This is a genomic window from Butyrivibrio sp. VCB2001 (assembly GCF_000423965.1).
Lineage (GTDB): Bacteria > Bacillota > Clostridia > Lachnospirales > Lachnospiraceae > Butyrivibrio.
In genome coordinates this window covers 13,823-37,793 of sequence record NZ_AUIZ01000002.1, presented here as the reverse complement: position 1 = coordinate 37,793, position 23,971 = coordinate 13,823, and the positions used below count along the sequence as shown (strand labels likewise).

At 44.9% G+C, this 23,971-nt stretch carries 21 protein-coding genes; 18 read left to right on the top strand and 3 right to left on the bottom strand.

Translation table 11 applies throughout. The features are described 5' to 3' along the window. Positions 1–98: 98 nt before the first annotated feature. From G589_RS0102955 to G589_RS0102905, 11 genes are all read left to right on the top strand, one after another. Positions 99–458, top strand: a complete 360-nt coding sequence (locus tag G589_RS0102955; protein ID WP_026521047.1) for an ArsR/SmtB family transcription factor — start codon at positions 99–101, stop codon at positions 456–458. Positions 459–493: 35 nt separating this feature from the next. After that, positions 494–706 (top strand): cation transporter, encoded by a 213-nt coding sequence (locus G589_RS0102950; RefSeq protein ID WP_026519603.1) that lies wholly within the window; start codon positions 494–496, stop codon positions 704–706. A gap of 166 nt (positions 707–872) precedes the next feature. After that, positions 873–2,768 carry a heavy metal translocating P-type ATPase gene (locus G589_RS0102945; RefSeq protein ID WP_026521046.1) on the top strand — a complete coding sequence of 632 codons (1,896 nt, stop codon included), beginning with the start codon at positions 873–875 and terminating at the stop codon, positions 2,766–2,768. Between the two features lie 37 nt (positions 2,769–2,805). Then, on the top strand, positions 2,806–4,839 hold the full coding sequence (locus G589_RS18670) for a serine hydrolase domain-containing protein (protein ID WP_051192140.1): 2,034 nt from the start codon (positions 2,806–2,808) through the stop codon (positions 4,837–4,839). A 5-nt stretch (positions 4,840–4,844) separates the two neighbouring features. Beyond that, positions 4,845–5,675 (top strand): purine-nucleoside phosphorylase, encoded by an 831-nt coding sequence (locus G589_RS0102935; RefSeq protein ID WP_022768331.1) that lies wholly within the window; start codon positions 4,845–4,847, stop codon positions 5,673–5,675. Then, positions 5,672–6,973: an amidohydrolase gene (locus G589_RS0102930; RefSeq protein WP_026521045.1), complete on the top strand. Its 1,302-nt coding sequence runs from the start codon at positions 5,672–5,674 to the stop codon at positions 6,971–6,973. The genes G589_RS0102935 and G589_RS0102930 overlap by 4 nt, the downstream gene beginning before the upstream one ends. Then, complete coding sequence (locus tag G589_RS0102925) at positions 6,888–8,648, top strand: MutS-related protein (RefSeq protein ID WP_081668919.1); 1,761 nt, start codon at positions 6,888–6,890, stop codon at positions 8,646–8,648. Before G589_RS0102930 ends, G589_RS0102925 begins: the two co-directional genes overlap by 86 nt. Positions 8,649–8,661: 13 nt before the next feature. Continuing rightward, positions 8,662–9,150 (top strand): ribonuclease HI, encoded by a 489-nt coding sequence (gene rnhA, locus G589_RS0102920; RefSeq protein ID WP_026521043.1) that lies wholly within the window; start codon positions 8,662–8,664, stop codon positions 9,148–9,150. 126 nt (positions 9,151–9,276) lie between these two features. Then, entirely contained in the window at positions 9,277–10,212 is a 936-nt protein-coding gene (locus tag G589_RS0102915) for an exopolyphosphatase (protein ID WP_022768335.1), read from the top strand. Continuing rightward, the gene (mnmA, locus tag G589_RS0102910; RefSeq protein WP_026521042.1) at positions 10,209–11,288 is read left to right on the top strand and encodes a tRNA 2-thiouridine(34) synthase MnmA; all 1,080 of its coding nucleotides are present in this window, start codon (positions 10,209–10,211) and stop codon (positions 11,286–11,288) included. Before G589_RS0102915 ends, mnmA begins: the two co-directional genes overlap by 4 nt. A gap of 15 nt (positions 11,289–11,303) precedes the next feature. Next, a complete protein-coding gene (locus G589_RS0102905) occupies positions 11,304–11,816 on the top strand; it encodes a shikimate kinase (RefSeq protein WP_026521041.1) in 513 nt (170 codons plus the stop codon). On the opposite strand, the gene G589_RS18665 is transcribed toward G589_RS0102905, so the two are convergent. Genes G589_RS18665 through G589_RS0102890 form a run of 3 tightly spaced genes read right to left on the bottom strand, consistent with a single transcriptional unit; the run spans position 11,782 to position 17,313 of the window. Beyond that, positions 11,782–14,865 (bottom strand): DEAD/DEAH box helicase, encoded by a 3,084-nt coding sequence (locus tag G589_RS18665; RefSeq protein WP_051192139.1) that lies wholly within the window; start codon positions 14,863–14,865, stop codon positions 11,782–11,784. The two genes, G589_RS0102905 and G589_RS18665, sit on opposite strands and share 35 nt — an antisense overlap. Further along, positions 14,855–15,835, bottom strand: a complete 981-nt coding sequence (locus tag G589_RS18660) for an alpha/beta fold hydrolase (protein ID WP_051192138.1) — start codon at positions 15,833–15,835, stop codon at positions 14,855–14,857. The genes G589_RS18665 and G589_RS18660 overlap by 11 nt, the downstream gene beginning before the upstream one ends. Next, complete coding sequence (locus G589_RS0102890; protein WP_026521040.1) at positions 15,832–17,313, bottom strand: MFS transporter; 1,482 nt, start codon at positions 17,311–17,313, stop codon at positions 15,832–15,834. Before G589_RS0102890 ends, G589_RS18660 begins: the two co-directional genes overlap by 4 nt. 162 nt (positions 17,314–17,475) lie before the next feature. On the opposite strand from G589_RS0102890, the gene G589_RS0102885 reads away from it, so the two are divergent. The 7 genes from G589_RS0102885 (at position 17,476) to G589_RS0102855 (ending at position 23,886) form a co-directional block, all read left to right on the top strand. After that, a complete protein-coding gene (locus tag G589_RS0102885; protein ID WP_026519594.1) occupies positions 17,476–18,027 on the top strand; it encodes a TetR/AcrR family transcriptional regulator in 552 nt (183 codons plus the stop codon). A gap of 25 nt (positions 18,028–18,052) precedes the next feature. Continuing rightward, positions 18,053–18,994: a MurR/RpiR family transcriptional regulator gene (locus G589_RS18655; protein ID WP_035775234.1), complete on the top strand. Its 942-nt coding sequence runs from the start codon at positions 18,053–18,055 to the stop codon at positions 18,992–18,994. Position 18,995: 1 nt separating this feature from the next. Next, entirely contained in the window at positions 18,996–20,264 is a 1,269-nt protein-coding gene (locus G589_RS0102875; RefSeq protein ID WP_026521039.1) for an NAD(P)/FAD-dependent oxidoreductase, read from the top strand. Positions 20,265–20,283: 19 nt separating this feature from the next. After that, positions 20,284–20,952 carry a (d)CMP kinase gene (gene cmk, locus G589_RS0102870; protein WP_026519591.1) on the top strand — a complete coding sequence of 223 codons (669 nt, stop codon included), beginning with the start codon at positions 20,284–20,286 and terminating at the stop codon, positions 20,950–20,952. A gap of 4 nt (positions 20,953–20,956) precedes the next feature. After that, positions 20,957–21,808: a 4-hydroxy-3-methylbut-2-enyl diphosphate reductase gene (gene ispH, locus G589_RS0102865; protein WP_026521038.1), complete on the top strand. Its 852-nt coding sequence runs from the start codon at positions 20,957–20,959 to the stop codon at positions 21,806–21,808. Beyond that, a complete protein-coding gene (rpsA, locus tag G589_RS0102860; protein ID WP_026519589.1) occupies positions 21,789–22,934 on the top strand; it encodes a 30S ribosomal protein S1 in 1,146 nt (381 codons plus the stop codon). The genes ispH and rpsA overlap by 20 nt, the downstream gene beginning before the upstream one ends. A 166-nt stretch (positions 22,935–23,100) precedes the next feature. Further along, complete coding sequence (locus G589_RS0102855) at positions 23,101–23,886, top strand: CheR family methyltransferase (protein ID WP_022768345.1); 786 nt, start codon at positions 23,101–23,103, stop codon at positions 23,884–23,886. Positions 23,887–23,971: the final 85 nt, after the last annotated feature.

Sequence of the window (23,971 nt, the reverse complement as noted above, 5' to 3'; positions counted from 1 at the left end):
AAAATAAGTGAATGTGTATTGACATATGCATTCACTTGTTTTATATTCAACATATGAACAATTATTCATATGTTTAAATGAAATGAAAGGAAATCGATATGTCAATCAGTGATGTAGAACATTGCGATGTAGTGCACAAGCACGCAGACGTGGTGCTGAAGGTCCACAGAGAGATGCCCGATGATGACGAGCTTTACGATCTGGCAGAACTGTTCAAGGTCTTCGGAGACTCCACAAGGATTCGAATTCTCTTTGCCTTGTTTGAAGAGGAGATGTGTGTCTGCGATATAGCTGAGAGCCTTAATATGACCCAGTCGGCCATATCCCATCAGCTCAAGATCCTTAAGCAGAGCAAGCTCGTCGGAAGCAGAAGAGAAGGCAAACAGATAATATATTTCCTGGCAGATGACCATGTAAGGACCATCATAGACCAGGGTATCAATCATATTGAAGAGTAAATTATGAGCTCAAAGAGGGCAGAAAGGTGGATATTATGAAGAAAACATTTAAGTGTGAGGTAGACTGTGCAAACTGTGCAGCCAAGATGGAGGATGCAGTTAAGAAGATCGAGGGCGTTGTAAGCGCAAGAGTAAATTTCATGACTCAGAAGTTTACATTAGAGGCTGCTGATGACGTTTTTGACAAGGTATTTGATGCTGCTGTTAAGGCATGCAAAAAGGTTGAGCCTGACTGCGAAATTGAGTGATATAGGGATTCAAAGTCAAATAATATTGTGCTTGCACAAAACATTATTTGACCTTGAAGACCGAACATACATGAGGAAGTAGGCAGATATGCCGGATTCCGAATGTGTGTAGCCTTGCGAGAACATGGTGAAGCAAGGCGTATATCACGGAGTATAGAGGTAATTTATGACCAAGAAACAAAAAAAGACCCGTAACAGAATACTGGCAGTACTCGCTATGTTCGTGATCCTTCTGGTACTGGACAAGCTCGGTATCATGGATCCGCTCCCCTGGTTCGTCAAGCTGATAATCTATCTCGTTCCTTATGGAATCATCGGCTACGATGTAGTGAGAAAGGCTATTATCAATATCAGCCACGGACAGGTTTTTGACGAGAACTTCCTGATGATGATAGCTACCTTCGGCGCATTCGGAATCGGAGAGTATTCCGAGGCGCTGGCAGTAATGCTCTTTTACCAGGTAGGTGAGCTCTTCCAGAGCTACGCTGTAGGTAAATCCAGACAGTCGATCACAGACCTTATGAGCATTGCTCCCGAGTATGCAAACATAGTTAATGAGGACGGCTCAACAACTGAGGTTGATCCCGAGGAAGTAAGTGTAGGCGACATCATCCTGGTAAGAGCAGGAGAGAAGATCCCGGTAGACGGAACCGTTGTAGAGGGAGAGTCCTTCCTTGATACAGCAGCTCTTACAGGTGAGTCTGTTCCCAGAAGGGCAGCAGAAGGCGACGCAGTCATAAGCGGATGCGTAAACGGCGAGGGAATCCTTAAGGTAAGAGTAGATAAGGCCTACGAGGATTCAACCGTTGCAAGGATCCTTGACCTGGTTGAGAATGCCAGCAACAAGAAGTCCAGAATGGAGAACTTCATCACAAGGTTTGCAAGATATTACACTCCTGTTGTTACCATCGGAGCAGTGCTTCTTGCAGTGATCCCTCCGATCATCGGACAGCTCCCCCTTTCTGACAGTATCAGAAGAGCATGCATTTTTCTTATTGTTTCATGCCCCTGCGCTCTTGTTATCTCAGTTCCTCTTGGATTCTTCGGAGGAATCGGAGCATCTTCCAAGAAGGGTGTCCTTGTTAAGGGCAGCAACTTCCTTGAGGCGGCATCGAAGGTTGACACAGTTGTATTTGATAAGACAGGAACCATAACAAAGGGCGAGTTTAAGGTATCTGAGATAGTTCCTTCAACTTCAGGTGATATATCAGAAGACCAGCTTTTGTCCCTGGCAGCTTACGGTGAGATGTATTCAAATCATCCCATCGCAAGATCGATCCTCTCCTGCTACATGGAGAGAAACGGAGGCGCTAAGCCTGACAGCTCATACATAGATGAGTCCCAGACCAAGGAGATCGCAGGCAACGGTATCAGGACCGTCCTTGATGGAAAAGAGCTTTTGGTGGGTAATGATAAGCTCATCAAAATTCCGGCTTCCATAGGTCTTTTGGATGAGGCAGCAGGCACAGTTGTTTACGTATCTTACGACGGTGTCTATGCCGGAAGTATCGTGATCGCCGACGCTATCAAGGAAGGGGTAAAAGAGGGAATTTCAGCCCTGTACGACCTTGGAGTTAAGAGAGCAGTCATGCTCACCGGCGACAATGAGGCTATAGCAAGACATGTAGCTGATCAGGTTGGCATAAATGATGTCAGGGCAGGACTTCTTCCTGCAGACAAGGTCAGCGCAGTTGAAAAAATGCTCTCAAAAGGCGATAATGGTAACAGGCTTGCGTTTGTAGGCGACGGAATCAACGACGCTCCTGTACTTATGAGAGCAGACGTTGGAATCGCCATGGGATCCATGGGATCTGATGCTGCCATAGAGGCAGCAGACATAGTCATCATGGATGATGATATCAGCAAGATCTCAGCTGTTATGAAGATCGCGCGCAAGACCATAAGGATTGTAAAAGAAAACATAGTCTTTGCACTCGCGGTTAAACTGATCATCCTGATCCTGGGAGCACTTGGTCTTACAACCATGTGGCTTGCAGTATTCGGAGATGTAGGAGTAGCGGTAATAGCAATACTTAACTCTATGAGGGCACTTAAGGACTGACTTTTACAAAATGAATCCTTCATGGAGGTAAACATAAATGCCAAGAGCAGAACTTTACGTTGGAGAGCTTCTAATGAAGATGGTCGCCAGGCAGACCGGCGAGATCAGCAAGGTGGATTTTAATCCTCAGAAGAAAGCATTTTCAAGCTTCTCCTTCCCTGATGAACAGTTTCTGGAGAGAACTTCTCCGGAAGCTCAGGGCGTAAGCTCTGCTTTTTTTACTGAGCTGATCAGGGACCTTCAGGCGGACAGGGAGTGCAGGATGCACAAGTTTATGGCCCTGCGCCATGGCAAGGTCATCGCTGAGTGCGCCTTTGAACCCTTTGATATGGATATGTGGCACGTTACGTATTCCATGTGTAAGTCAATCACGGGAATGGCCATAGGCATACTTATGGGCGATGGTAAGCTCACCCTCGACGATAGGCTCAGCGATATATTCAGTCCAAGACTTGGGCCTTTCAGCATCTTCAGAAAGACCATGACAGTCAGAAACCTTCTCAATATGTCTTCAGGCGTTGACTTTAACGAGATAGGAGCCATCAGTGGCAATGACTGGCGAAAAGGCTTTTTGGATGCGTCTTTTAAATTCGATCCCGGAACGAAATTTGAATACAACAGCATGAACACTTACATGCTCTCTGCCATAGTCACAGAGATCACGGGACAGTCCCTCTTTGACTTCTGCAAAGATAGATTGTTTAACCCCATGGGAATCAAGAGAGTCTTTTGGGAGAGCTGTCCACAGAGCATCACCAAGGGTGGCTGGGGAGCTTTTATGCGAATTGAGGATATGGCCAAGCTCGGCCAGCTCTATCTCCAGAAAGGTGTATGGAACGGGCAGCAGCTGATCCCCGAGGAGTGGGTGATTGAGTCCACTACCAAGCAGATAGAGACAGGTAGAGAAGATAACCCCTATTACGGCTACCAGCTCTGGATCAATGATGACAGAGAAGGCTGCTTTGCCTACAACGGTATGATGGGCCAGAATGTCTTTGTCTATCCCGACCTTGATATGGTCATAGTGACCAATGCCGGTAACAGCGATGTCTTCCAGACCAGTAGTATGGCCATCAAGATCCGTGACAGGATGAAGAATGTCATAGAGGTGTCTGATACGCCCCTTCCTGAGGATTTCCGGGCTATGACGGAGCTTAAGGCAATCTGTAAGTCCGTGAGCGGCAGAACAGCAGATTTCCCGGTTATCAGTTCAGGAGGCTGGAAGAACAGAACGGTGCGCATGACCACAGGCTCTCCCAGAAACAGGAGCATAAGCTTTTCAGGAAAAAGAACTGACTTCAAATCGGCAGTAAACTCCTACAATATCAGAAATGAGAACCAGCTGATCCTTACCTGGCTTAAAAAGCTGGACGGCAAGATTTACGACCTTGAGACCACGGGAATAGGCTTTATGCCGGTGATGATGCAGATAGTGCACAACAATTTCACCGACGGCATGAAGAAGATCGGATTCAGGTTAACAGAGGATAACGCTTTTTACATAGACATCTATGAAGGAGAGGTTATTTACAAGCTTCGATGCGGCTTTGGAGGCAAAAGATATACCAGTGACATCAACATTCACTGCGAGAATTACAAGGTTTCACTGGACTCGGTATGCACCAGGGATGAGTACAACAGGCTGACCATCAGAAATGAAGTGTATTTTCTGGAGGAAGCCAGCAAGCGCACATTTAATATCTACTTTGAGGATGATGCGGTAGACAGGGTGGACAGAAAGTCTACCTTCATCTATCCGGCAGTTCCCGGCAGAGTCGAGATAAGAATGCAGGAATCTCCCGGAGCAGACATGCTCCATGACACGCTAAAGAACTTCTCCATCGAAGGCACAGGCTTTGAGAGCGCCATTATTTCAAGATTTGTAAAGGGCGGTATGAAGGAAGCTGTAATTCATGCGGTGAACAACACCATTGAACCTGTCATAAAGGGAAGGCTCTTTAATCCGGACCTTCCACCATATCTGGAAGAAGCTGTAAATGAAGATACAGCAGAATTTGCAGATGAAGACACAGATGTTATATCATTAGATGAAACCAACAGAAAGGGGTAATGATTATGGGAAACGCAGTATATGAAAAACTACTTAAATGCAAAGAGGCAGTAAGAAAGGTGACTGATTTTGAGCCTGATGTAGCACTGGTTTTGGGCTCTGGCCTTGGCGGCTTTGCAGAGAATATCAAGATAGAGACAGAGATTTCATACAGTGATATACCCGGATTTCCGGTATCAACCGTTCCGGGTCATGCAGGAAAGTTTATTTTCGGATACCTTGGAGATAAAAAGATTGTATGCATGAAGGGAAGGATCCACTTTTACGAGGGCTACAATATCAGCGATGTAGTTCTTCCCGCAAGGCTTATGAAGATGCTGGGAGCTAAGATCCTTTTCCTTACAAACGCAGCAGGCGGACTTGGCGAAGGCTTTGGCGCTGGTGATCTTATGCTTATTACAGATCACATCTCAGTATTTGCACCAAATCCTCTTATCGGACCAAATCTCGATGAGCTCGGACCAAGATTCCCCGATATGTCCAATGTCTACAAGAAAGACCTTCAGGACGTTATAAGAGCCGTTGCAAAAGAGAACGGAATAGATCTCAAAGAAGGCGTGTACTGCCAGTGCACAGGCCCTTCATTTGAGTCACCTGCTGAGATCAAAATGCTGGCTAAGCTCGGCGTTTCAGCAGTAGGAATGAGTACCGTAAACGAGGCAATCGCAGCAAACCACATGGGCATGCGCATTTGCGGAGTATCATGCATTTCTAACTTGGCAGCAGGCATTTCAGGTGAGCCTCTTTCACACGAGGAAGTTCAGGAGGCTGCAGATAAGGCAGCACCTCTTTTCACCAAGCTTGTATCTGAGTCTATCAAGAGGTTTGAAGTATGAGAACAAGATTCTATAACGCAAGAATTCTGACAATGGAGCCGGGAAAAGAGATCTTTATCGGCGAAGTCTGGGTAAACGGCGATACTATACAGTTCGTGGGAACAGAAGATGAGGCTCTTAGCTACTGTGAGGAGCATAAGGACTCAATACTTATATGGGACAGAGAGATTGACTGCAAAAAGAATCTCCTTATGCCCGGCTTTAAGAATGCACACACTCACTCAGCCATGACTTTGATGAGATCCAAGGCTGATGATCTTCCGCTTTCAGACTGGCTGAATACACAGATATTCCCCATAGAAGCCAAGATGACAGCAGAAGATATTTATCATCTGTCCAAGATCGCTATCATGGAGTATCTGACCAGCGGAATCACAGCTGTTTTTGAGATGTATCTGACACCTTATTCAGTGGCAGATGCCTTCAGGGACTGCGGAATGCGCTGCGTTCAGACCAGCTGCGTCAATAACTTCAGCCAGTCGGTGGAGATGCTCGAGGGGTATTACAACGACTTAAACGGAAGGGATGAATACAACTCATTTATCCTTGGCCTTCATGCTGAGTATACCTGTTCAAAAGAGCTTCTGGAGAAGACAGCAGAGCTGGTTCACAAGTACAAAGCTCCTTTCTGGGCACATATTCAGGAGACAGAGTCAGAGACAAAAGAGTGTATCGAGAGATACGGTATGACTCCCATTAAATTCTTTGATTCTCTGGGACTGTTTGATTACGGCGGAGGCGGATATCATGTTGTCTGGACCAATGACGAGGATATGGAGATCATGAAGAAGAGAGGTCTTTATGCTGTGACCAATCCGGGCTCCAACACCAAGCTGGCCAGCGGAATTGCGCCTATTTCCAAATACCTTGAAAAGGGCATTCCGGTAGCAATCGGAACAGACGGCCCTGCCAGCAACAACTGCCTTGATATGTTCAGAGAGATGTTCTTAACAACAGGACTAGCCAAGCTTAAAAACATGGATGCTTCCAGCGTTGACGCATCCGAAGTCCTTAAGATGGCAACTGTCAACGGCGCTCACGCTATGGGACTTACAGATTCTGACTACCTTGCAGAGGGCAAGAAGGCTGACATCATCATGCTGGACCTTTATCAGCCTAACATGCAGCCAATCAACAATATCGTCAAGAATATTGTTTACAGCGGAAGTAAGTCAAACGTTAAGCTTACAATGATCGGCGGTATCATCCGCTATGAAAACGGAAACTTCAATATTGGCGCAGAGCCTGCAGACATCTACGCCAAAGCAGAAGAAATCGGAAAGAGGTTATACAGCTGATATGGAAGGATACATGATAATATTCCTGGTTGTTTGCTTTATAGTCATCGCATTTGTGCTGGGGCTCAGGGATAAGTACAATGCCAGGAAATACCTGATAAGTAAGCTGATAAAGAATTACGGAAATCCTCCTGCCAGGGAATATAAGGCAGATGACCTTGACCATGTCGCGGGCTTTTTTAAGAATCATCCGGAAGATGCGCAGATTGACGATATCACCTGGAATGATCTTGGAATGGACGGGGTTTATAAGAGGCTTAATTACTGTCTTTCCGCTGCGGGAGAGGAGTATCTTTATTATCTCTTAAGGTCCCCGAGACAGGCAGATGACTTTAAGTCCTTTGAAGATCAGGTTAGCTTCCTTCAGGAGAATGATGAGGACAGAAGAAAGATACAGACTATCTTCTGGGAGATCGGCAATAACAGCAGATACTCGATATATGACTACATCGACTATCTGGAAAACATATCAAGTGCAAGCAACACCAGGCACTTTGTTATGATTGCTCTGATCCTGGCAGCAATCGGCTTTTGCTTTGTAAACTTCGCGCTTGGATTTATAGCACTTGCTATTCTGATGCTGGTACAGATTGTATCTTATTTTAGAATAAAGAGTGATATAACTCCTTACCTTGTAACTTACGGATATGTCATGAGAGTGATCAAATCCATTGATAAGTTTTCGGGGATAAGGGCTGAGGTTTTCTCAGAGGATATCAGGGAACTTAACGCTATCTCAAAGGAGTTTTCTTCATTCAGGGCCGGTTCCTCCATTCTTCTTACATCAGCGCAGACCAATTCCAGTGGTAACCCGGTTGATCTCCTCCTGGACTACATCCGCATGGTAACTCATATAGATCTGATCAAGTTCAATCAGATGTACAAACAGCTCATGGCAAAGAGGGACAGGCTTGATAAGATCCTGGAGATCACAGGAAGGATAGAGGCGGAAGTATCCGTTGCCTGCTTTAGGGCTTCTTTTGAAAACGGATATTCTATTCCTGAATTTACAGGTGATTCTTACGTGGCAAAAGACCTGATCCATCCTCTTATAGATGGGGCAGTAGCCAACACCATCGAGGCAAAGGAAGGAGTTCTTTTAACAGGATCCAATGCTTCCGGTAAGTCAACATTCCTTAAGACATGTGCCATAAACACTATTCTTGCTCAGTCAATCCATACGGTTCTTGGTACAAGGTACTGTGCTCCGTTTTACAGGATTTATTCGTCCATGGCACTTAAGGATGATATCTCAATGGGAGAGAGTTACTACATCGTTGAAATCAAGTCCATTAAGAGGATAGTAGATAAATCCAAGACTTCAGGCAACAAGGTTCTGTGTTTTGTGGATGAGGTCCTTCGCGGAACCAACACTGTCGAGAGAATTGCAGCTTCAACGCAGATTCTTAAGAGTCTTGCGGAAAATGGAGTTCAGTGCTTTGCTGCAACTCATGATATCGAGCTGACAGCTCTTTTAAAAGACATCTATGAGATATATCACTTTGAGGGTGATGTGACGGATAATGACGTCAAATTTGACTATAAGCTCAAGGAAGGCCCGGCAACAACGAGAAACGCCATCATGCTTCTCAAGGTTTTGGGCTATGATGAAAACATCGTAGAAAATGCGCAGAAGATGGCGGACGGATTCTTAAAGACAGGCAGCTGGGGATAAACAGAGGTGATTTATGAAAGTTAGCATATATTCTGACGGATCTGCCAGGGGAAACCCGGACGGACCCGGAGGTTACGGCGTAGTTTTGCGCTATATAGACCCCAAGGGTGAAGTACATGAAAAAGAGATAAGCGCCGGATATGACAAGACCACCAACAACCGAATGGAGCTGATGGGCGCTATAGTGGGGCTTGAGAGTCTTAACAGGCCCTGTGAAGTAGAGATGTATTCAGACTCAAAGTACGTCATCAGCGGCTTTAACGAAGGTTGGTTAAAGAGCTGGGTCAAAAACGGCTGGAAGACAGCAGGGAAAAAGCCTGTTAAGAACGTAGAGCTCTGGCAGAGACTTTTAAAGGCTGTAGAGCCACACAAGGTAAGATGGAACTGGGTAAAGGGACACAACGGACATCCCGAGAATGAAAGGTGTGACGCACTGGCTACTACGGCAGCTGATCAGGATCCGGAGTTTCTTTTACACGACGATGGAGCAGGACTATATTAACTTATTATTAAAAACAGCTTTCTGTTATTTCGTAAACTACATCAAAAGTGATATACTGAATAAGGACACTTTTCACTTGGTATACGACCTGTTTGTATACCGCTACGCATAAGGATCGGGGGCAATATGAGCGACAAAAAGAGACTTGTGACACGAAGTGATTTTGATGGTTTGGTTTGTGCGATGATCTTAAGGGAGTGTGACCTGATAGAGGATATCAAGTTTGTGCACCCCAAGGATGTTCAGGACGGCAAGATTGAGCTTTCGGGTAACGATATCACAACCAATCTGCCTTATGATTCAAGAGTTTTTATGTGCTTTGACCACCATGAGTCTGAGCTTATCAGAAATGCATCCATGAAGGATAACGACAACTGGTTCATAGAAGGCCAGGCTAAGTCGGCAGCCAGGGTGGTTTACAATTATTACAAGAAAGCAGGATACGCACTTGACAGAATATCCGATGAGATCATGACTGCAGTGGATAAGGGTGATTCTGCAGACTTTACGGAAGATGAGATCCTAAATCCCAAGGACTGGGTTCTTATGAACTTCCTTATGGATGCAAGGACAGGTCTCGGAAGATTCCATGACTTCAGGATTTCCAACTATGACCTTATGATGGAGCTCATCAGCTACTGTGTAAATCATGATATCAAGGACGTTTTGGAGCTTCCTGATGTCAAGGAGAGAGTAGACCTTTACAATGAGCAGTCAGAGCTCTTTAAGCAGCAGCTAAAAGAGATTTCTCACATGGAGGGAAAGGTTGTTGTGGTAGATCAGAAGGCAGCAGGCGATGTGATCTACGCCGGAAACAGATTTATGATCTATGCTCTGTATCCTGAGGCAGAAATTTCAGTTCATGTAGCATGGGGCTTTAAAAAACAGAACACAGCTGTTATGATAGGTAAGTCTATTATCAATAAGGCATCGAACTTCAACATCGGAGATCTTTGTCTTGAGTATGGCGGAGGAGGACATGCAAATGCCGGAACCTGCCAGATAGACAATGACAAGATAGACCAGGTACTGCCGGAGATTATTAAGAAAATTAACGCATGATGAGTAACGAGAATAAAAAAGCTTTAATAGCTATGAGTGGCGGCGTGGATTCTTCCGTAGCCGCTGCTCTTATGTTAAAAAAAGGGTTTGATTGCATGGGTTGTACCATGCGCCTTTATGAGAACGACATGATAGGCGAGGACCTCTTTGGAACCTGCTGCAGCTTAAAGGACACCCAGGATGCAAGGGCAGTCTGCGAGAAGCTTGGTATAGAGTACAATATATATCACTATGAGGCAGAGTTTACAAAGAATGTCATCGAGCCCTTTGTGTGCAGTTATGAGAGGGGCGAGACACCAAACCCCTGCATAAGATGCAATAAATACCTTAAGTTCGACATCCTCTATGAGAAGGCTAAGGCTCTTGGATACGACAACATCGTAACAGGGCATTATGCAAGGATTGAGGAGAGGAACGGACATTTTTATCTGCTAAAGGCAGTAGACCCGGGGAAGGATCAGAGCTACGTTTTATATGACCTTACAGAAGAGCAGCTCTCACATACGTACTTTCCTCTCGGGGAGATGACCAAGGATGAGGCCAGAGAGATTGCTGCCGAGTATGGTTTTGTAAACAAGGATAAAAAGGACTCTCAGGACATCTGCTTTGTTCCTGACGGCGATTATGCAGCCATGATCAAGAGATACAGGAATAAAGAATATCCAAAGGGCGATTTTGTCGACCTTCAGGGAAATGTTCTGGGAACTCATGAGGGAATCATAAATTACACCATAGGTCAGAGAAGAGGTCTTGGAATTCCTGCGGACAGAAGGCTCTATGTAAAGCGTCTTGATACTGAGAACAATCGTGTCATCCTTGCTGATGATGAGGATCTGTTCGACAAGGAAGTTATGGTCAGGGAATTTAACTGGATAACAGGGGATGCGCCAAGTGGGCCCATAAGATGCCAGGCCAAGATCCGTTACAGACATAAAGAGCAGCCGGCAACAGCCACTATCTTTGCAGATGGAAAGGCAAGGATAGTCTTTGATGAGCCGCAGCGCGCCATAACACCGGGACAGAGTGCAGTTTTGTACGATGGGGAGATTGTCCTTGGCGGCGGAATTATTATATAAATTTTGAGGAGAATTATGAAAAAGGATAATGTAGTTTTAATCGGTATGCCAACATCAGGCAAGAGTACCATGGGAGTAATCCTTGCCAAGATCCTTGGCTACAGATTTCTGGATGCGGATATCGTGATCCAGGAAAAAGAGGGCAAAAAGCTCTCAAAGATCATTGAAGAAGAGGGAGTGGACGGATTTATTGAGATTGAAAACAGGATAAATGCCGGGATCGAGACAGAGAAAACCGTTATTGCCACCGGAGGAAGCGTGGTTTACGGAAAAGAAGCCATGGACCACTACAAGAACATCGGTAAGGTGGTCTATCTGAAGGTCGACATGGATACTCTTACAAAGCGCCTGCACAATGCAAAGCAGAGGGGCGTTGTCATGAGAGAGGGTCAGTCCCTTGTATCCCTCTACAATGAGCGAAGCGCTCTGTATGAGAAGTATGCTGATATCACAATCGAAGAAAAAGACTATGCGATGGAAGAAGTCATCGATATCACCCTAGAAGCTCTAAAAGCTCTTCCTTTGTGAGGCTTGGAGCACTAAGTGAACCTGTATTAAGGAGCTGGTCAGCCAGCTCTTTTTTCTTGTTCTGAAGTTCGATTATTCTCTCTTCAATGGTATCTTTCATGATGAGTCTGTAGACGGTCACCACATTCTTTTGCCCTATTCTGTGGGCTCTGTCGGTGGCCTGATTCTCTACGGCAACATTCCACCAATGGTCGTAATGAAGCACAATATCGGCAGCAGTCAGGTTAAGACCTGTTCCGCCGGCCTTTAATGATATGCAAAATACTGTGGTGTCATCCTCCTGGAAGGCATCCACCAGTTTTATACGGTCTTCCTTCTTGGTAGAGCCCGTAAGGAGATAGTGGGTTATACCTTCTTTTTCGAACAGCGCAACCAGTCTCTCCAGCATAGAAGTGAACTGAGAGAAGAGCAGTACTTTGTGTCCGCTCTCGGCGGCGCTCTTTATCATCTCTACGCAGAGCTCAGCCTTGGCAGAACCTCCGTCATAATGATCATAGATAAGGCCGGGATCGCAGCAGAGCTGGCGAAGCCTTGTAAGCTCTGAGAGGATCATGATCCTGTCATTTTTGATCTCCGTATCGCTCTTTGTGGAAACCATCATCTTGACCTGCTGAAGATGAGCTTTATAGAGTTCCTGCTGACCCTTGGTCATCTGGGTCACGATGTTTTCTTCAAGCTTATCCGGAAGGTCCGTAAGGACATCCTTTTTAAGGCGTCTTAGTACAAAAGGCGCGATCATCTTCTTAAGACGCAGCATTGCGCCTTCATCTCCCTCAGCGATTGCGGGTATTTCGAGAATTTCTTTAAATGCCTTGTAGCTAAAAAGATATCCCGGCATACAGAAATCAAATATGCTCCAGAGCTCGCTGAGTCTGTTCTCAATGGGAGTTCCGGTAAGCGCGACCTTGAAAGAGGCGCTTACTGACTTTACGGCTCTTGCAACCTGGGTTGTGGGATTTTTTATGAACTGAGCCTCATCTATTATCATGCACTCAAAGGATAAGTACTTGTACAGCTCAATATCCCTGCGCAGAAGGTCATAGGAGGTTATTAAAACGTCTGTTTCTTCTTCATCAATTTCAGATGTCACCCTGACTCTGTCAGGCTTTATGCCGACAGCCAGTTCGCACTTAAGTTCCGGAGTAAATTTCTTTATCTCGTGTTGCCAGTTGTAGACCAGAGAAGCAGGGCACACGATAAGAGAGCAGCCAAGTTTTTTGCCTTCCTTTATAGCTTCTTCCTTTAAGGAAAGAAGGAGAGTAAGGACCTGGAGCGTTTTTCCAAGGCCCATATCGTCTGCCAGTATTCCGCCAAAGCAGTTGGCCTTAAGAGTTCTTAGCCACTTATAACCTTTTTTCTGGTAGTCGCGAAGAACACCATCAAGGTCCCCCGGGACTTCATAATCAGAACTTCCGGGATCCTTGAAGGAACTGATCAGGTTTTTGAAGGTGCCTGCCCTTGATAGCTTAGTAAATTCGTAGTCCGATGATTTCTCGGACAGTTCATTCAGGAAAAGAGCTCTGTACATAGGCACAGAGGCATGACCTTCCAAAATGCTTTTGGAGGTAAGGCCAAGACCGTCCTTTACAGAGTACATAAGCTCCATGTCCTCGCTGGTGAGCTTTAGAATATCTCCGTTTTTGAGGCGGTAGTATTTTCTCTTTCTGTCATATCTGTTAAGGATGTCATCAAGTTCTTTTAGCGTAAGGTCCTCCGGCACCATTGTGAGCTCAAGAAGGTCTGAAACGACGGATACGCCAAGACTTATTCTGGGAGCCTTTCTGATGTTGATGGCCTTAATATTATCTGAGAGATATACATCCCCGAGCCTGTCCAGCTCAGCGAGGTCGTCGGATATAAAAGTATAAAGATTATCCTCATCTCCGGGCCTGGGAGATAGTACCAGTTCATTTTTACTTTCGTCTATGGAATCAAAAAATCTTCCTACAGCCTTGATTATCCGGCTCTCCTGCAATAGATTTCGCCTGATATCTTCATCTGTCTTATCTGCATTTTCAAAGACGTTTACAAGTGTTTCCGAGGGCTCGCCTTCCCTGTAGAGGGCTTTGATCTCACAGGTTATTTTATTCTCATCGGGCATGTCGATGTAGAGTTTGAACTTAGGAATGTCGGGAGCATATTTGGACGGAGAAAAGCCTCCGTAATTAACATTGAAGTACTGCTCGATAACAGGGAAAAGACCTGTCGAAAACAGCGTCAGATCCTTATTTGATACAAACAGCTCATTACCTGTTCTTCTTGCTGACAAAAACTTAAGGAAGGGCAGTACCGGCTCTGAGATTTCACTGTCCACAACGTGCAGCTTGTGGCGTCTTTCGAAATAAATATTTGAGTGGCCCTCAAACATGGTAAACCTGCTGGCCTCAAAGGTTATTCCGTTTTTATCTGTCTCGATATTGAGGTCAATGGGTGGAAATACGCGAACAATCTCAAGGAGTCTTTCATCGCTGTATCTTGCTCTGAAGTCAGAGTTTAAGAAGTATACTTCATCCAGTATCTCAAAAAGCTCATCGATCTCATGACCAAAGAGCTCGATCTGTTTGCCTCTTCCCTTGGCGTAGGTATAGGAAATCGTGGAAGTGGAGCCCGAAGGAATGAGGTTATCCTTGAGCTGTCTTTCTCTGAAATAGGAGATAAGAAAACGGATGATCTGTCTTGATTTTTCTGTGAAGGCCGACAAGTCATGGGTAAATTCCAGGTGTTTTCCATAACTGACGGTATCGCCGTTGTGGATGGCACTCAGGAGCGCTAAGATGTCTTTTAGCACATACTTATAGCCTGTATCGCCGGAGATGATGTTGAAGCTAAGCTCAAGTTTATCCTTTGTAAGGACTACGTGTGGCTCAAGCTCAACAAAAGATCCCTTCTTGTACAAAAGGGGAGATCTTATCTCGGGAGAGTAGGCTTTTAAGAGGTTCTTTGTTTCAAAGGAGGTGTAGTGAAAGCTTTCCCTTGCATCAGAAACAAAGCGCCTCCCGGAGCCTGATATAAAGCTGTTTCTTAGATTGTCGTCATTGTTATTGTGCATTATTCAAATACTTGTCCAAAGTGGTGAGTACATCGGTAAAATACTGTTTGCGTGTAACTTCGTCTGCGTTGAAGATCTCATGCCTTGACTTTTCATAGTGATGAAAAACAGCGCCAGGGGCTTTTGCCTTAAAAGCCTCGTAGCCGGCCGGATCGATGAGATGGTCGCACCCGGCAGTCATTACGGTTAACGGGATCCTTATTTTACCCGCATTCTTAACTGCCTTTCTCGATGCCTTCATGCTGGCAACAGCCCATCCAAATGAAGCTCCGCAGGTCTGATAGTGTTCATCGGTTCTTCGCATGGAGAGCTGGAATTCAAACCTTGGGGCAGAAATGGCGCTGCTGTTAGTAACTGTTACCGTAGGATCAAAGTGCTTCTGATTTGGTGCAAGCTTTTTGCTCTTACCTGTAAGCTTTGCATAGAGACCTATAAGAGTAACAACGATGGCCGGGTAGTCTGCGCCTTTCATCTTCATCATGGGAGAACTGAGGATCGCTGCCTTAAAGGTCTCGGGATGCTCTTCAAGATAAAGAGCTCCTGTGCATCCGCCCATGGAGTGAGCGATCATAAAGAGAGGGAGACCACCCAGATCGGGCTCTACCACAGCAGTAATAAAGTGATGCAGGTCTTTTACATAGGTTTCATAACTATCGATATAGATTACGTCCGGCTCGGGGCACTTACCCTCTGAATAGCCATGTCCTCGCTGTTCCATGAAAAAGACCTTGTAGCCTGCCTTGTACAGATACCAGAGATATTCTCTGTACTTTTCGATAAATTCAGCCATTCCGTGAACGATGACGATGCATGCCTTTGGATCATCAGGTGTTATGGCAAAATACCTAAGCTTGGTGCCGTCAAAGCTCGTATGGGTGCCTGATACAGCTTCTTTTTCAAACCATGTCTTATTTTCATTTTCCATCGAAGAAAGAAAGTCATCTTCTCCAAGAAACTTTATGTCTGTCATTTGTTTGTCCCCTTGGTAAGTGTATTTGCAGGGTTCCACAGTTTGTCATAAGAAATGCCGGTTACCTTTTCGCAGATTTTCTTTTCCGCACTGTTTGCCTCTGTATCTAGCTGGCCCTTGCGTCTTGAAATTTCTGTCTGGACTACCTTAAATTCTTTTCCTGTAAGAGGGAAGATGTAGCCGACAATAATGAGAAGAGCCATGAGGACCACAGGAACAAATACAAAGATATATACGATGCCCCTTTGGGTTTCAAGGCTCTGTCTTATCTTGTTGTTGGCAAGATAGGAGTCATAGCCTACAGCTGCAAGCAGAAAGCCTATGGTTGCGTTTGACAGACCGGCTGATATTTTTCTTGCGAAAGTTGCCATTCCTGAAACTATGCCGGGTCTTCTGATGGAAGTGATAAGCTCATCAACATCAGCCATGTCAGCCATGATCGAGAAGATACTGGTCAGAGTTGCAGCGTTACCAAGTCCGATGATAGCTGTGAGTATAAGGATCGGAACAAGGGATGCACCTTCCTTGGAAACGAATAAAAGACCAAGTGTTGCGAAAAGCCTCATAGGTGCACCGATCAGGATTGTTGTTCTCTTGGATGTCACGTTCATCACAGGACCCCAGATCAGCATTCCAATCAGCTGAGATGCTAAAAGAGTAGCCATAAGAGCTATAAAACATCCGTTATTGTAACCGTTTAAAACGTCGTCACAGTAAATGAGTGCCATTCCTGAAACGATGTCCATACCACACTGTCCGAAGAGATATATGCCGATAAAGAGCCTGAAGGATCTGCTCTTGAATACGCTTATAGCCTGAGGAAAGCTCTCTACAATGCTGGACTTAACAGGTGGCTTTGGATGTTCCCAGGTTCCTGCAAAGGTCACCATGGATGTTGCGAAGAACAGGAATCCGAACAAAAGCGCACAGGTTAAGTACTGTGCCGGATTGGTGTTGTCTTTGATGATGAAGGTCGGAACAAGACCGCAGACAGCGGAACCTATTGTGGACCAGATCATGCGGACGTTTGAGAACTTAGCCCTTATGGTGTAGTCATCGATCATATCCGGAAGAAGTCCGTTATAAGGAACCGATATGATGGTAAAACCTGTGGAGAAAAGGCAGTACATGAACAGATAGAATGCGTACATGGCGCCTGCCGATTTAGTGGGGATTGTGACCCACATTACAACGAAGGTGAGGGCTGATATTATTCCGCCCACCAGAATATAGAATCTCTTCGGGCCAAATCTTGAAACTGTTCTGTCGGTGATGTTGCCCATGATAGGATCGGTTATGGCATCCCAGATCTTTCCCACAAGTGGGATGGTACCTGCAAGTGCAGCCGGCATACCCAGTGCCTTGATAAGAAAGGCTGTGAAGAAGGTGTTGATGATGACGAATGCACCTCCGCTGTAGAACTCAGCCATACCGTAGAGATTACGACTTAGAAGAGAATAGTTTTCTTTTTTACCCATATTTTGCCCCCTGAAATACAATACATTTTATCCTTATATTTTATCACAAATTATTTATTAAATCTTCTTTACAGTGCCCAGGCGTTGGGGTAGAATAATAACGCACGCTACTAATTAGATAGTCTGAAATTCATAAGTAGCGGTCTTGTCAGGAGGAGATTTATGTCTAGAAAAGCTACCATTACGCAAAAAGAAATAGTGAATGCTGCGTTTAAAATAACCAAGAAAGAGGGCTTTGAGTCTATTACTTCCAGAAAGCTTGCTGCTGCAACAGGTTGTTCTACACAGCCTATCTTCAGGGTCTATGAGACCATGGACGAGCTGAAGAAGGACGTTTATGCCAAGACAGCTGAGTTCTATTCCGAGTACTATGCAGAGTTTGCCAAGAATCATGAGGTTCCTTTTGTTGACCTTGGCCTTGCATACATTGGCTTTGCCCAGAAGTATCCGCATCTTTTCAAGCTCCTTTTCGTATCAGGTCAGACACCTGATGGCAAGAGCATGTACGATCTTGTAAACGGGACCGATGAGAATGTGGTAAAAGAGATAAACAGAGCCACAGCAGCCGGTGCAAAGAATGCACAGCAGCTCTTTATGCAGATGTGGATATTCATCCACGGTGCAGGATGCATGGCAGTTACCGGAGACTATGACCTCGATGAGGCTACCAGTGTAAACATGCTTGAATCAGTATACAGATCATTTGCGCAGTAACAGGCTGTAAGTTTTCAGAGGGGTTATGAAGTTCGAAGCAGACGTAGATGTAATTACCAGAATAAATGAATGCTACTCCAGAATGAGCAAGGGCAAAAAGAACATTGCCGGCTATATCTGCGATCACTACGAGCAGGCTGTATTCATGACAGCAGCTGAGCTTGGCAAGATCGTTGGGATGAGCGAATCCACCGTTGTAAGATTTGCCATGAGCCTTGGATATGAAGGATATCCCGAGTTTCAGAAGGCACTTGCTTCATGGGTTGGAGATAAATTCGGATCCGTAGAGAAGGTAGGCAGGAGATTCGGCAAGAGCAGTGAAGGCGAGATTCTCCAGGCAATCCTTACATCTGATATTTCAAATATTCAGCACACCATTAATAATATTGATGTCGCTGCCTTTAAGACAGCGGTTGATATTATTCTCAAGGCCAGAACGGTCTATATTGTAGGCCTTCGCAGCTGCGAGCCTCTCGCTGATTTTCTTCACTTCTATCTGAATATGATAAGAGGAAACAACGTTCTGATCAGGACCACCAGCGTCAGCGAGATGTTTGAGCAGATGATCAGGATCGGGGACAGAGACTGCATCATAGGAATCAGCTTCCCGAGATATTCCATGAGGACACTTAAGTGCATGGAGTTTGCCAATGACAGAAACGCCAAGGTCATCACCATTACCGATTCTGTACATTCACCCATGAACCTGTATTCATCCTGTAATATCCTGGCAAAGAGCGAGATGGCTTCAATCGTTGATTCTCTCGTAGCACCGCTCAGTGTCATAAACGCTCTGGTTGTAGCTCTTTGTATGAGAAGACCCAACGAGGTACAAGCTGACCTTAAGATGCTGGAAGAGACCTGGAACAATTATCAGGTATATCTCAATGACGAGATAGACTTTGCTTCTGACGATCTGGGGATGCACCTTGTAAATACTCCCCTTGGTCGTAAAGATAAGGAATAATATGAAAAAAATAGCAGTGATCGGCTGCGGAGCAGCCGGTATGATGGCGGCGCTATCTGCTGCGGAGAGCGGCGGAAGCGTCACTATTTTTGAAAAAAATGAAAAGCCCGGAAAAAAGATATACATAACCGGTAAGGGAAGGTGCAATGTCACCAATGCCTGCGATGTCACTGACTTTTTCGACAATGTCAGAAGAAATCCCAGGTTTTTGTACAGCGCGGTTTACGGCTTTGATAACAGGGCCGTGATGGACTTTTTTGAGGATAACGGGTGTCATTTGAAGGTGGAGAGAGGTGACAGGGTATTTCCTGTTTCCGACCATTCCTCGGACATTATTAAGACTCTTTTTAATGCCGTCAAGAAAGCAGGCGTAAATGTAAAGTTTGAAGTAGAGGTATTCTCCGTAGAAGCTGAGCAAGGTGCTGTAAAGGCAATAACCTACAGCAAAAAGGATGAGCCCATAACAAGAGAAGAGTTTGACAGCGTGATCGTATGTACAGGTGGTCTTTCCTACCCGTCAACAGGCTCTACAGGGGACGGATACAGATTTGCCAGAGACCTCGGACACACAGTGGTTCCCACAAGACCGTCCCTGGTTCCCTTTGAGGTAGAGGAAGACTGGTGCACGGATCTTCAGGGCCTCTCACTTAAAAACGTTGGCCTTAAGCTCTTTTTAGAGGACCCTTCAAAAGACAAAGCTCCTGCCAAGAAAGCTAAGCCCGTATATGACGGTTTCGGTGAGATGCTCTTTACGCATTTCGGAATAAGTGGTCCGCTGGTTCTGACTTCGAGCTGCTACTATGACAAGGATAAAAAGGGAAGATTTCTTTTGGACCTTAAGCCCGCTCTTGATGAAGCTCAGCTTGATAAGCGCATCTTAAGGGACTTCGATGATGCTCCTAACAGACAGTTTAAAAATGCGCTGGGAGGTCTTTTCCCATCAAAGCTCATACCTGTGATGATAAGACTCTCCGGAATTGATCCGGAAAAGCCTGTAAACAGCATCACCAGAGAAGAGAGACTCTCCTTTGGAAAACTCATCAAGAACCTTCCTATGACGATTAAGAAGACAAGGGACTTTAATGAGGCTATAATTACAAGAGGAGGAGTAAGTGTAAAAGAAGTTGATCCTTCCACCATGGAATCCAAGCTGATTTCGGGACTTTTCTTTGCAGGAGAAGTTCTTGATGTCGATACCGTGACCGGAGGCTTTAACCTTCAGGTTGCCTGGTCCACGGGACATCTTGCGGGAATCAGTGCAGTAAATTAAATTCAGGAGATCAAGTACAATGAGCAGAAGTATAGCAATAGACGGACCTGCCGGAGCAGGAAAGAGCACCATAGCCAAGAAGGTTGCCAAGGAACTCGGTTTTATCTATGTGGATACCGGCGCAATGTACAGAGCAATGGCCCTGTATATGATAAATAACGGAATTGATGCAAGTGAGTCCGAGAAGATAAGCGCCACATGCCAGAGCGCAGACATTACAATCAAATATGAGAATGGCATTCAGGTTGTTTATCTTAACGGCGAGAATGTAAACTCTCTTATAAGAACAGAGGCAGTAGGCAACATGGCATCAGCCAGCAGCGTAAACGGCGATGTGAGGAAAAAGCTCGTTGAGCTTCAGCAAAAGCTTGCGCAGACCACCGATGTTGTTATGGATGGAAGAGACATTGGAACCGTGGTTCTTCCGGGAGCAGATCTTAAGATTTATCTCACAGCAAGCTCCAAGGTAAGAGCTGAGCGCAGATACAAAGAGCTCACTGAAAAGGGAGTAAGCTGTGACTTTGATGCCATCGAGAAGGACATCATCGACAGAGACTACCGCGACATGCACAGGGAGATATCTCCGCTTAAGCAGGCTGAAGATGCGGTGCTTTTGGATTCATCCGATATGACCATCGATGAGGTTAAGGACAGGATACTTGAGCTGTACCATATAGCTGTGGGGTGATGATATGGAAGTGATCGTAGCCGAACATGCGGGTTTTTGCTTTGGAGTAACCAAGGCTGTGGAAACCGTATACGAGCAGATTGAAAAAGAAAATTCGAATATTTATACATACGGTCCGATCATTCACAATGAGACCGTTGTAAGCGACCTTGAGAAAAAGGGCGTTAAAGTGATAGAGAGCGTAGATGAGCTTGAAGGCATAGGCAGTGGCACGGTTGTTATCCGTTCCCACGGAGTCACCAAAGAAGTTCATCAAAAGCTTGAGCAGTCGGGACTTAATGTAATTGATGCCACCTGCCCCTTTGTTAAGAGGATCCACAGGATCGTGGAGGATGAGAGCAAAAAGGGAAAGAGCATCATAGTTGTGGGGAGCGAAAGCCATCCGGAAGTAGAGGGTATTGTAAGCTACGCCACAGGCCCTGTGTACGTTATAGACTCACCGGAAAAGGCCATGGAATTTGAGGGTGACAAAAAACTCGAGTACACAGTCGTGTCCCAGACTACCTTTAACAAAAACAAATTTCAAGAAACCATTGAAATCTTTAAAAATGTTGGTTACAATATTAATATTGTGAATACAATATGCAACGCCACTGATGAAAGGCAGACAGAAGCTGAGGAAATTGCATCCAGAGCTGACGTCATGATTGTCATAGGAGGCACGCACAGTTCCAATTCAAGGAAACTGTACGAGATTTGTGCAAATAAATGCACAAATACATATTTTATTCAGACTTTAGATGATCTTCATCTGGAGATACCCAGATCGGCCAAGCTGATTGGGATTACCGCCGGGGCTTCAACCCCAAAGAACATTATTGAGGAGGTTCAGAAACATGTCAGAACAAACTTTTGAACAGATGCTTAACGAATCGTTCAAAACAATTCACACAGGGGAGGTTGTAGAGGGAACTGTTATTGACGTTAAGCCTGACGAGATAATCCTTAACATTGGTTACAAGTCCGACGGTGTTTTAACAAAGAGCGAATACTCTAACGACAACAGTATTGACCTTACAACAGCCGTTAAGGTTGGCGACACAATGGACGTTAAGGTCCTTAAGACCAACGATGCTGACGGCCAGGTTATTCTTTCATACAAGAGACTTGCCCTTGACAGAGGCAACAAGAGAATTGAGGAAGCATTCAACAACAAGGAAGTTCTTACAGCTAAGGTTGTACAGGTACTTGAGGGTGGACTTACAGTAGTAGTTGATGAAGTTAGAATCTTCATCCCTGCAAGCCTTGTATCAGACAGCTATGAGAAAGATCTTTCCAAGTATCAGGATCAGGAGATCCAGTTCGTTGTAACTGAGTACAATCCTAAGAGAAGAAGATACATCGGTAACAGAAGAATGCTCGTAACAGCTGAGAAGGCAGAAGCAGCTAAGAAGCTCTTCGATACAATCCACGCTGGCGACATCGTTGACGGTGTAGTTAAGAACGTTACAGACTTTGGTGCATTCATTGATCTCGGCGGAGCAGATGGTCTTCTCCACATCTCCGAGATGAGCTGGGGCCGTGTAGAGTCTCCTAAGAAGGCATTCAAGATTGGCGATACAGTTAAGGTTCTTGTTAAGTCAATCGACGGAAGCAAGATCGCTCTTTCAAGAAAGTTCGATAATGAGAACCCTTGGAAGGATGCTACTGAGAAGTATGCAGTTGGAAACATCGTTAAGGGTAAGGTTGCCAGAATGACAGACTTTGGTGCATTCGTAGAGCTTGAGCCCGGTATCGACGCACTCCTTCATGTATCTCAGATTGCAAAAGAGCATGTTGAGAAGCCTGCAGATGTCCTCAAGGTAGGTCAGGAAGTAGAAGCTAAGATCGTAGACTTCAACGAAGCAGACAAGAAGATCAGCCTTTCAATCAAGGCTATGTTCGCTCCTGAGAAGGAAGAGGAAGCTCCTGCTGAGGAAGAGGGCGATGTAGTATCAGTTGACATCGACAAGGTTATCGCAGAGCAGAACGAAGAGAACTGATCATACTGAAATTTTTAAGGAGTGGAATATTATTCCACTCCTTATTTTTATGCAAAAATTGACGAAATTTTATTTATACTTATTTAATTTTACATACAATTCGAACTAATATAAAATTGAAGTAGTGACAACTACTAAATTTTTGTTTAGGAGGGTATTGAGCTTTATGGCAGCTGATTACGAGTGGTTCAAGAAAAATGTTTACGATCTGACCAAGATTGACCTCAACGCTTACAAAGAGAAGCAGATGAAGAGAAGAATTGATACTCTGATCGGTAAGTATGAAGTTAATGGTTATGAAGGATTTTTTAATCTGATCAAGAAAGATAGAGAAGCACTGGATTCCTTTGTTACTTATCTGACCATCAATGTATCTGAGTTCTTCAGAAACAAAGAGCAGTGGGAGCTTATGGACAAGGAAATGGTTCCCGAGCTTATGAAGAAGTTCGGTAAGAACTTAAAGATCTGGAGTGCTGCATGCTCAACAGGTGATGAGCCTTACACCATCGTTATGATGCTCTCTAAGCACTTACCACTTAATCAGATCAATGTATATGCAACTGATCTTGATGCAGTAGTACTTGCCAAGGCTAAGGCAGCCATCTATGACAAGAAAGAAATTGCGGGAGTTCCTGAGGAGTTTAAAAAGAAATACTTCACAGAGACACCTGATGGCAAGATGAAGGTTTCAAGTGAGATCACATCAAGGGTAACCTTTAAACAGGCTGACCTTCTCCGTGATCCTTATCCGAAGGACTGCCACCTGATCGTTTGCAGAAACGTTCTTATCTACTTCACTGAGGAAGCTAAGGATGATATCTTCAGAAAGTACTTTGCAAACCTTAAGCCCGGTGGAATTCTCTTTATCGGAAGCACCGAGCAGATCGTTAACTACAAGGATATCGGATTTGTAAGGAAGAACTCCTTCTACTACGAGAAACCAATGACATAAGTTAAGAAAACATGATACTTAGACACCTCTTTTAGCACAAAGAGGTGTCTTTTTTGTGGTATCATAGATACTGTAGGGGATTTAG

Coding starts and splice junctions, on each gene's coding strand:
- G589_RS0102955 (WP_026521047.1), top strand. CDS start 99: ATGTCAATCAGTGATGTAGAACATTGCGATGTAGTGCACAAGCACGCA.
- G589_RS0102950 (WP_026519603.1), top strand. CDS start 494: ATGAAGAAAACATTTAAGTGTGAGGTAGACTGTGCAAACTGTGCAGCC.
- G589_RS0102945 (WP_026521046.1), top strand. CDS start 873: ATGACCAAGAAACAAAAAAAGACCCGTAACAGAATACTGGCAGTACTC.
- G589_RS18670 (WP_051192140.1), top strand. CDS start 2,806: ATGCCAAGAGCAGAACTTTACGTTGGAGAGCTTCTAATGAAGATGGTC.
- G589_RS0102935 (WP_022768331.1), top strand. CDS start 4,845: ATGGGAAACGCAGTATATGAAAAACTACTTAAATGCAAAGAGGCAGTA.
- G589_RS0102930 (WP_026521045.1), top strand. CDS start 5,672: ATGAGAACAAGATTCTATAACGCAAGAATTCTGACAATGGAGCCGGGA.
- G589_RS0102925 (WP_081668919.1), top strand. CDS start 6,888: ATGAAAACGGAAACTTCAATATTGGCGCAGAGCCTGCAGACATCTACG.
- rnhA (WP_026521043.1), top strand. CDS start 8,662: ATGAAAGTTAGCATATATTCTGACGGATCTGCCAGGGGAAACCCGGAC.
- G589_RS0102915 (WP_022768335.1), top strand. CDS start 9,277: ATGAGCGACAAAAAGAGACTTGTGACACGAAGTGATTTTGATGGTTTG.
- mnmA (WP_026521042.1), top strand. CDS start 10,209: ATGATGAGTAACGAGAATAAAAAAGCTTTAATAGCTATGAGTGGCGGC.
- G589_RS0102905 (WP_026521041.1), top strand. CDS start 11,304: ATGAAAAAGGATAATGTAGTTTTAATCGGTATGCCAACATCAGGCAAG.
- G589_RS18665 (WP_051192139.1), bottom strand. CDS start 14,865: ATGCACAATAACAATGACGACAATCTAAGAAACAGCTTTATATCAGGC.
- G589_RS18660 (WP_051192138.1), bottom strand. CDS start 15,835: ATGACAGACATAAAGTTTCTTGGAGAAGATGACTTTCTTTCTTCGATG.
- G589_RS0102890 (WP_026521040.1), bottom strand. CDS start 17,313: ATGGGTAAAAAAGAAAACTATTCTCTTCTAAGTCGTAATCTCTACGGT.
- G589_RS0102885 (WP_026519594.1), top strand. CDS start 17,476: ATGTCTAGAAAAGCTACCATTACGCAAAAAGAAATAGTGAATGCTGCG.
- G589_RS18655 (WP_035775234.1), top strand. CDS start 18,053: ATGAAGTTCGAAGCAGACGTAGATGTAATTACCAGAATAAATGAATGC.
- G589_RS0102875 (WP_026521039.1), top strand. CDS start 18,996: ATGAAAAAAATAGCAGTGATCGGCTGCGGAGCAGCCGGTATGATGGCG.
- cmk (WP_026519591.1), top strand. CDS start 20,284: ATGAGCAGAAGTATAGCAATAGACGGACCTGCCGGAGCAGGAAAGAGC.
- ispH (WP_026521038.1), top strand. CDS start 20,957: ATGGAAGTGATCGTAGCCGAACATGCGGGTTTTTGCTTTGGAGTAACC.
- rpsA (WP_026519589.1), top strand. CDS start 21,789: ATGTCAGAACAAACTTTTGAACAGATGCTTAACGAATCGTTCAAAACA.
- G589_RS0102855 (WP_022768345.1), top strand. CDS start 23,101: ATGGCAGCTGATTACGAGTGGTTCAAGAAAAATGTTTACGATCTGACC.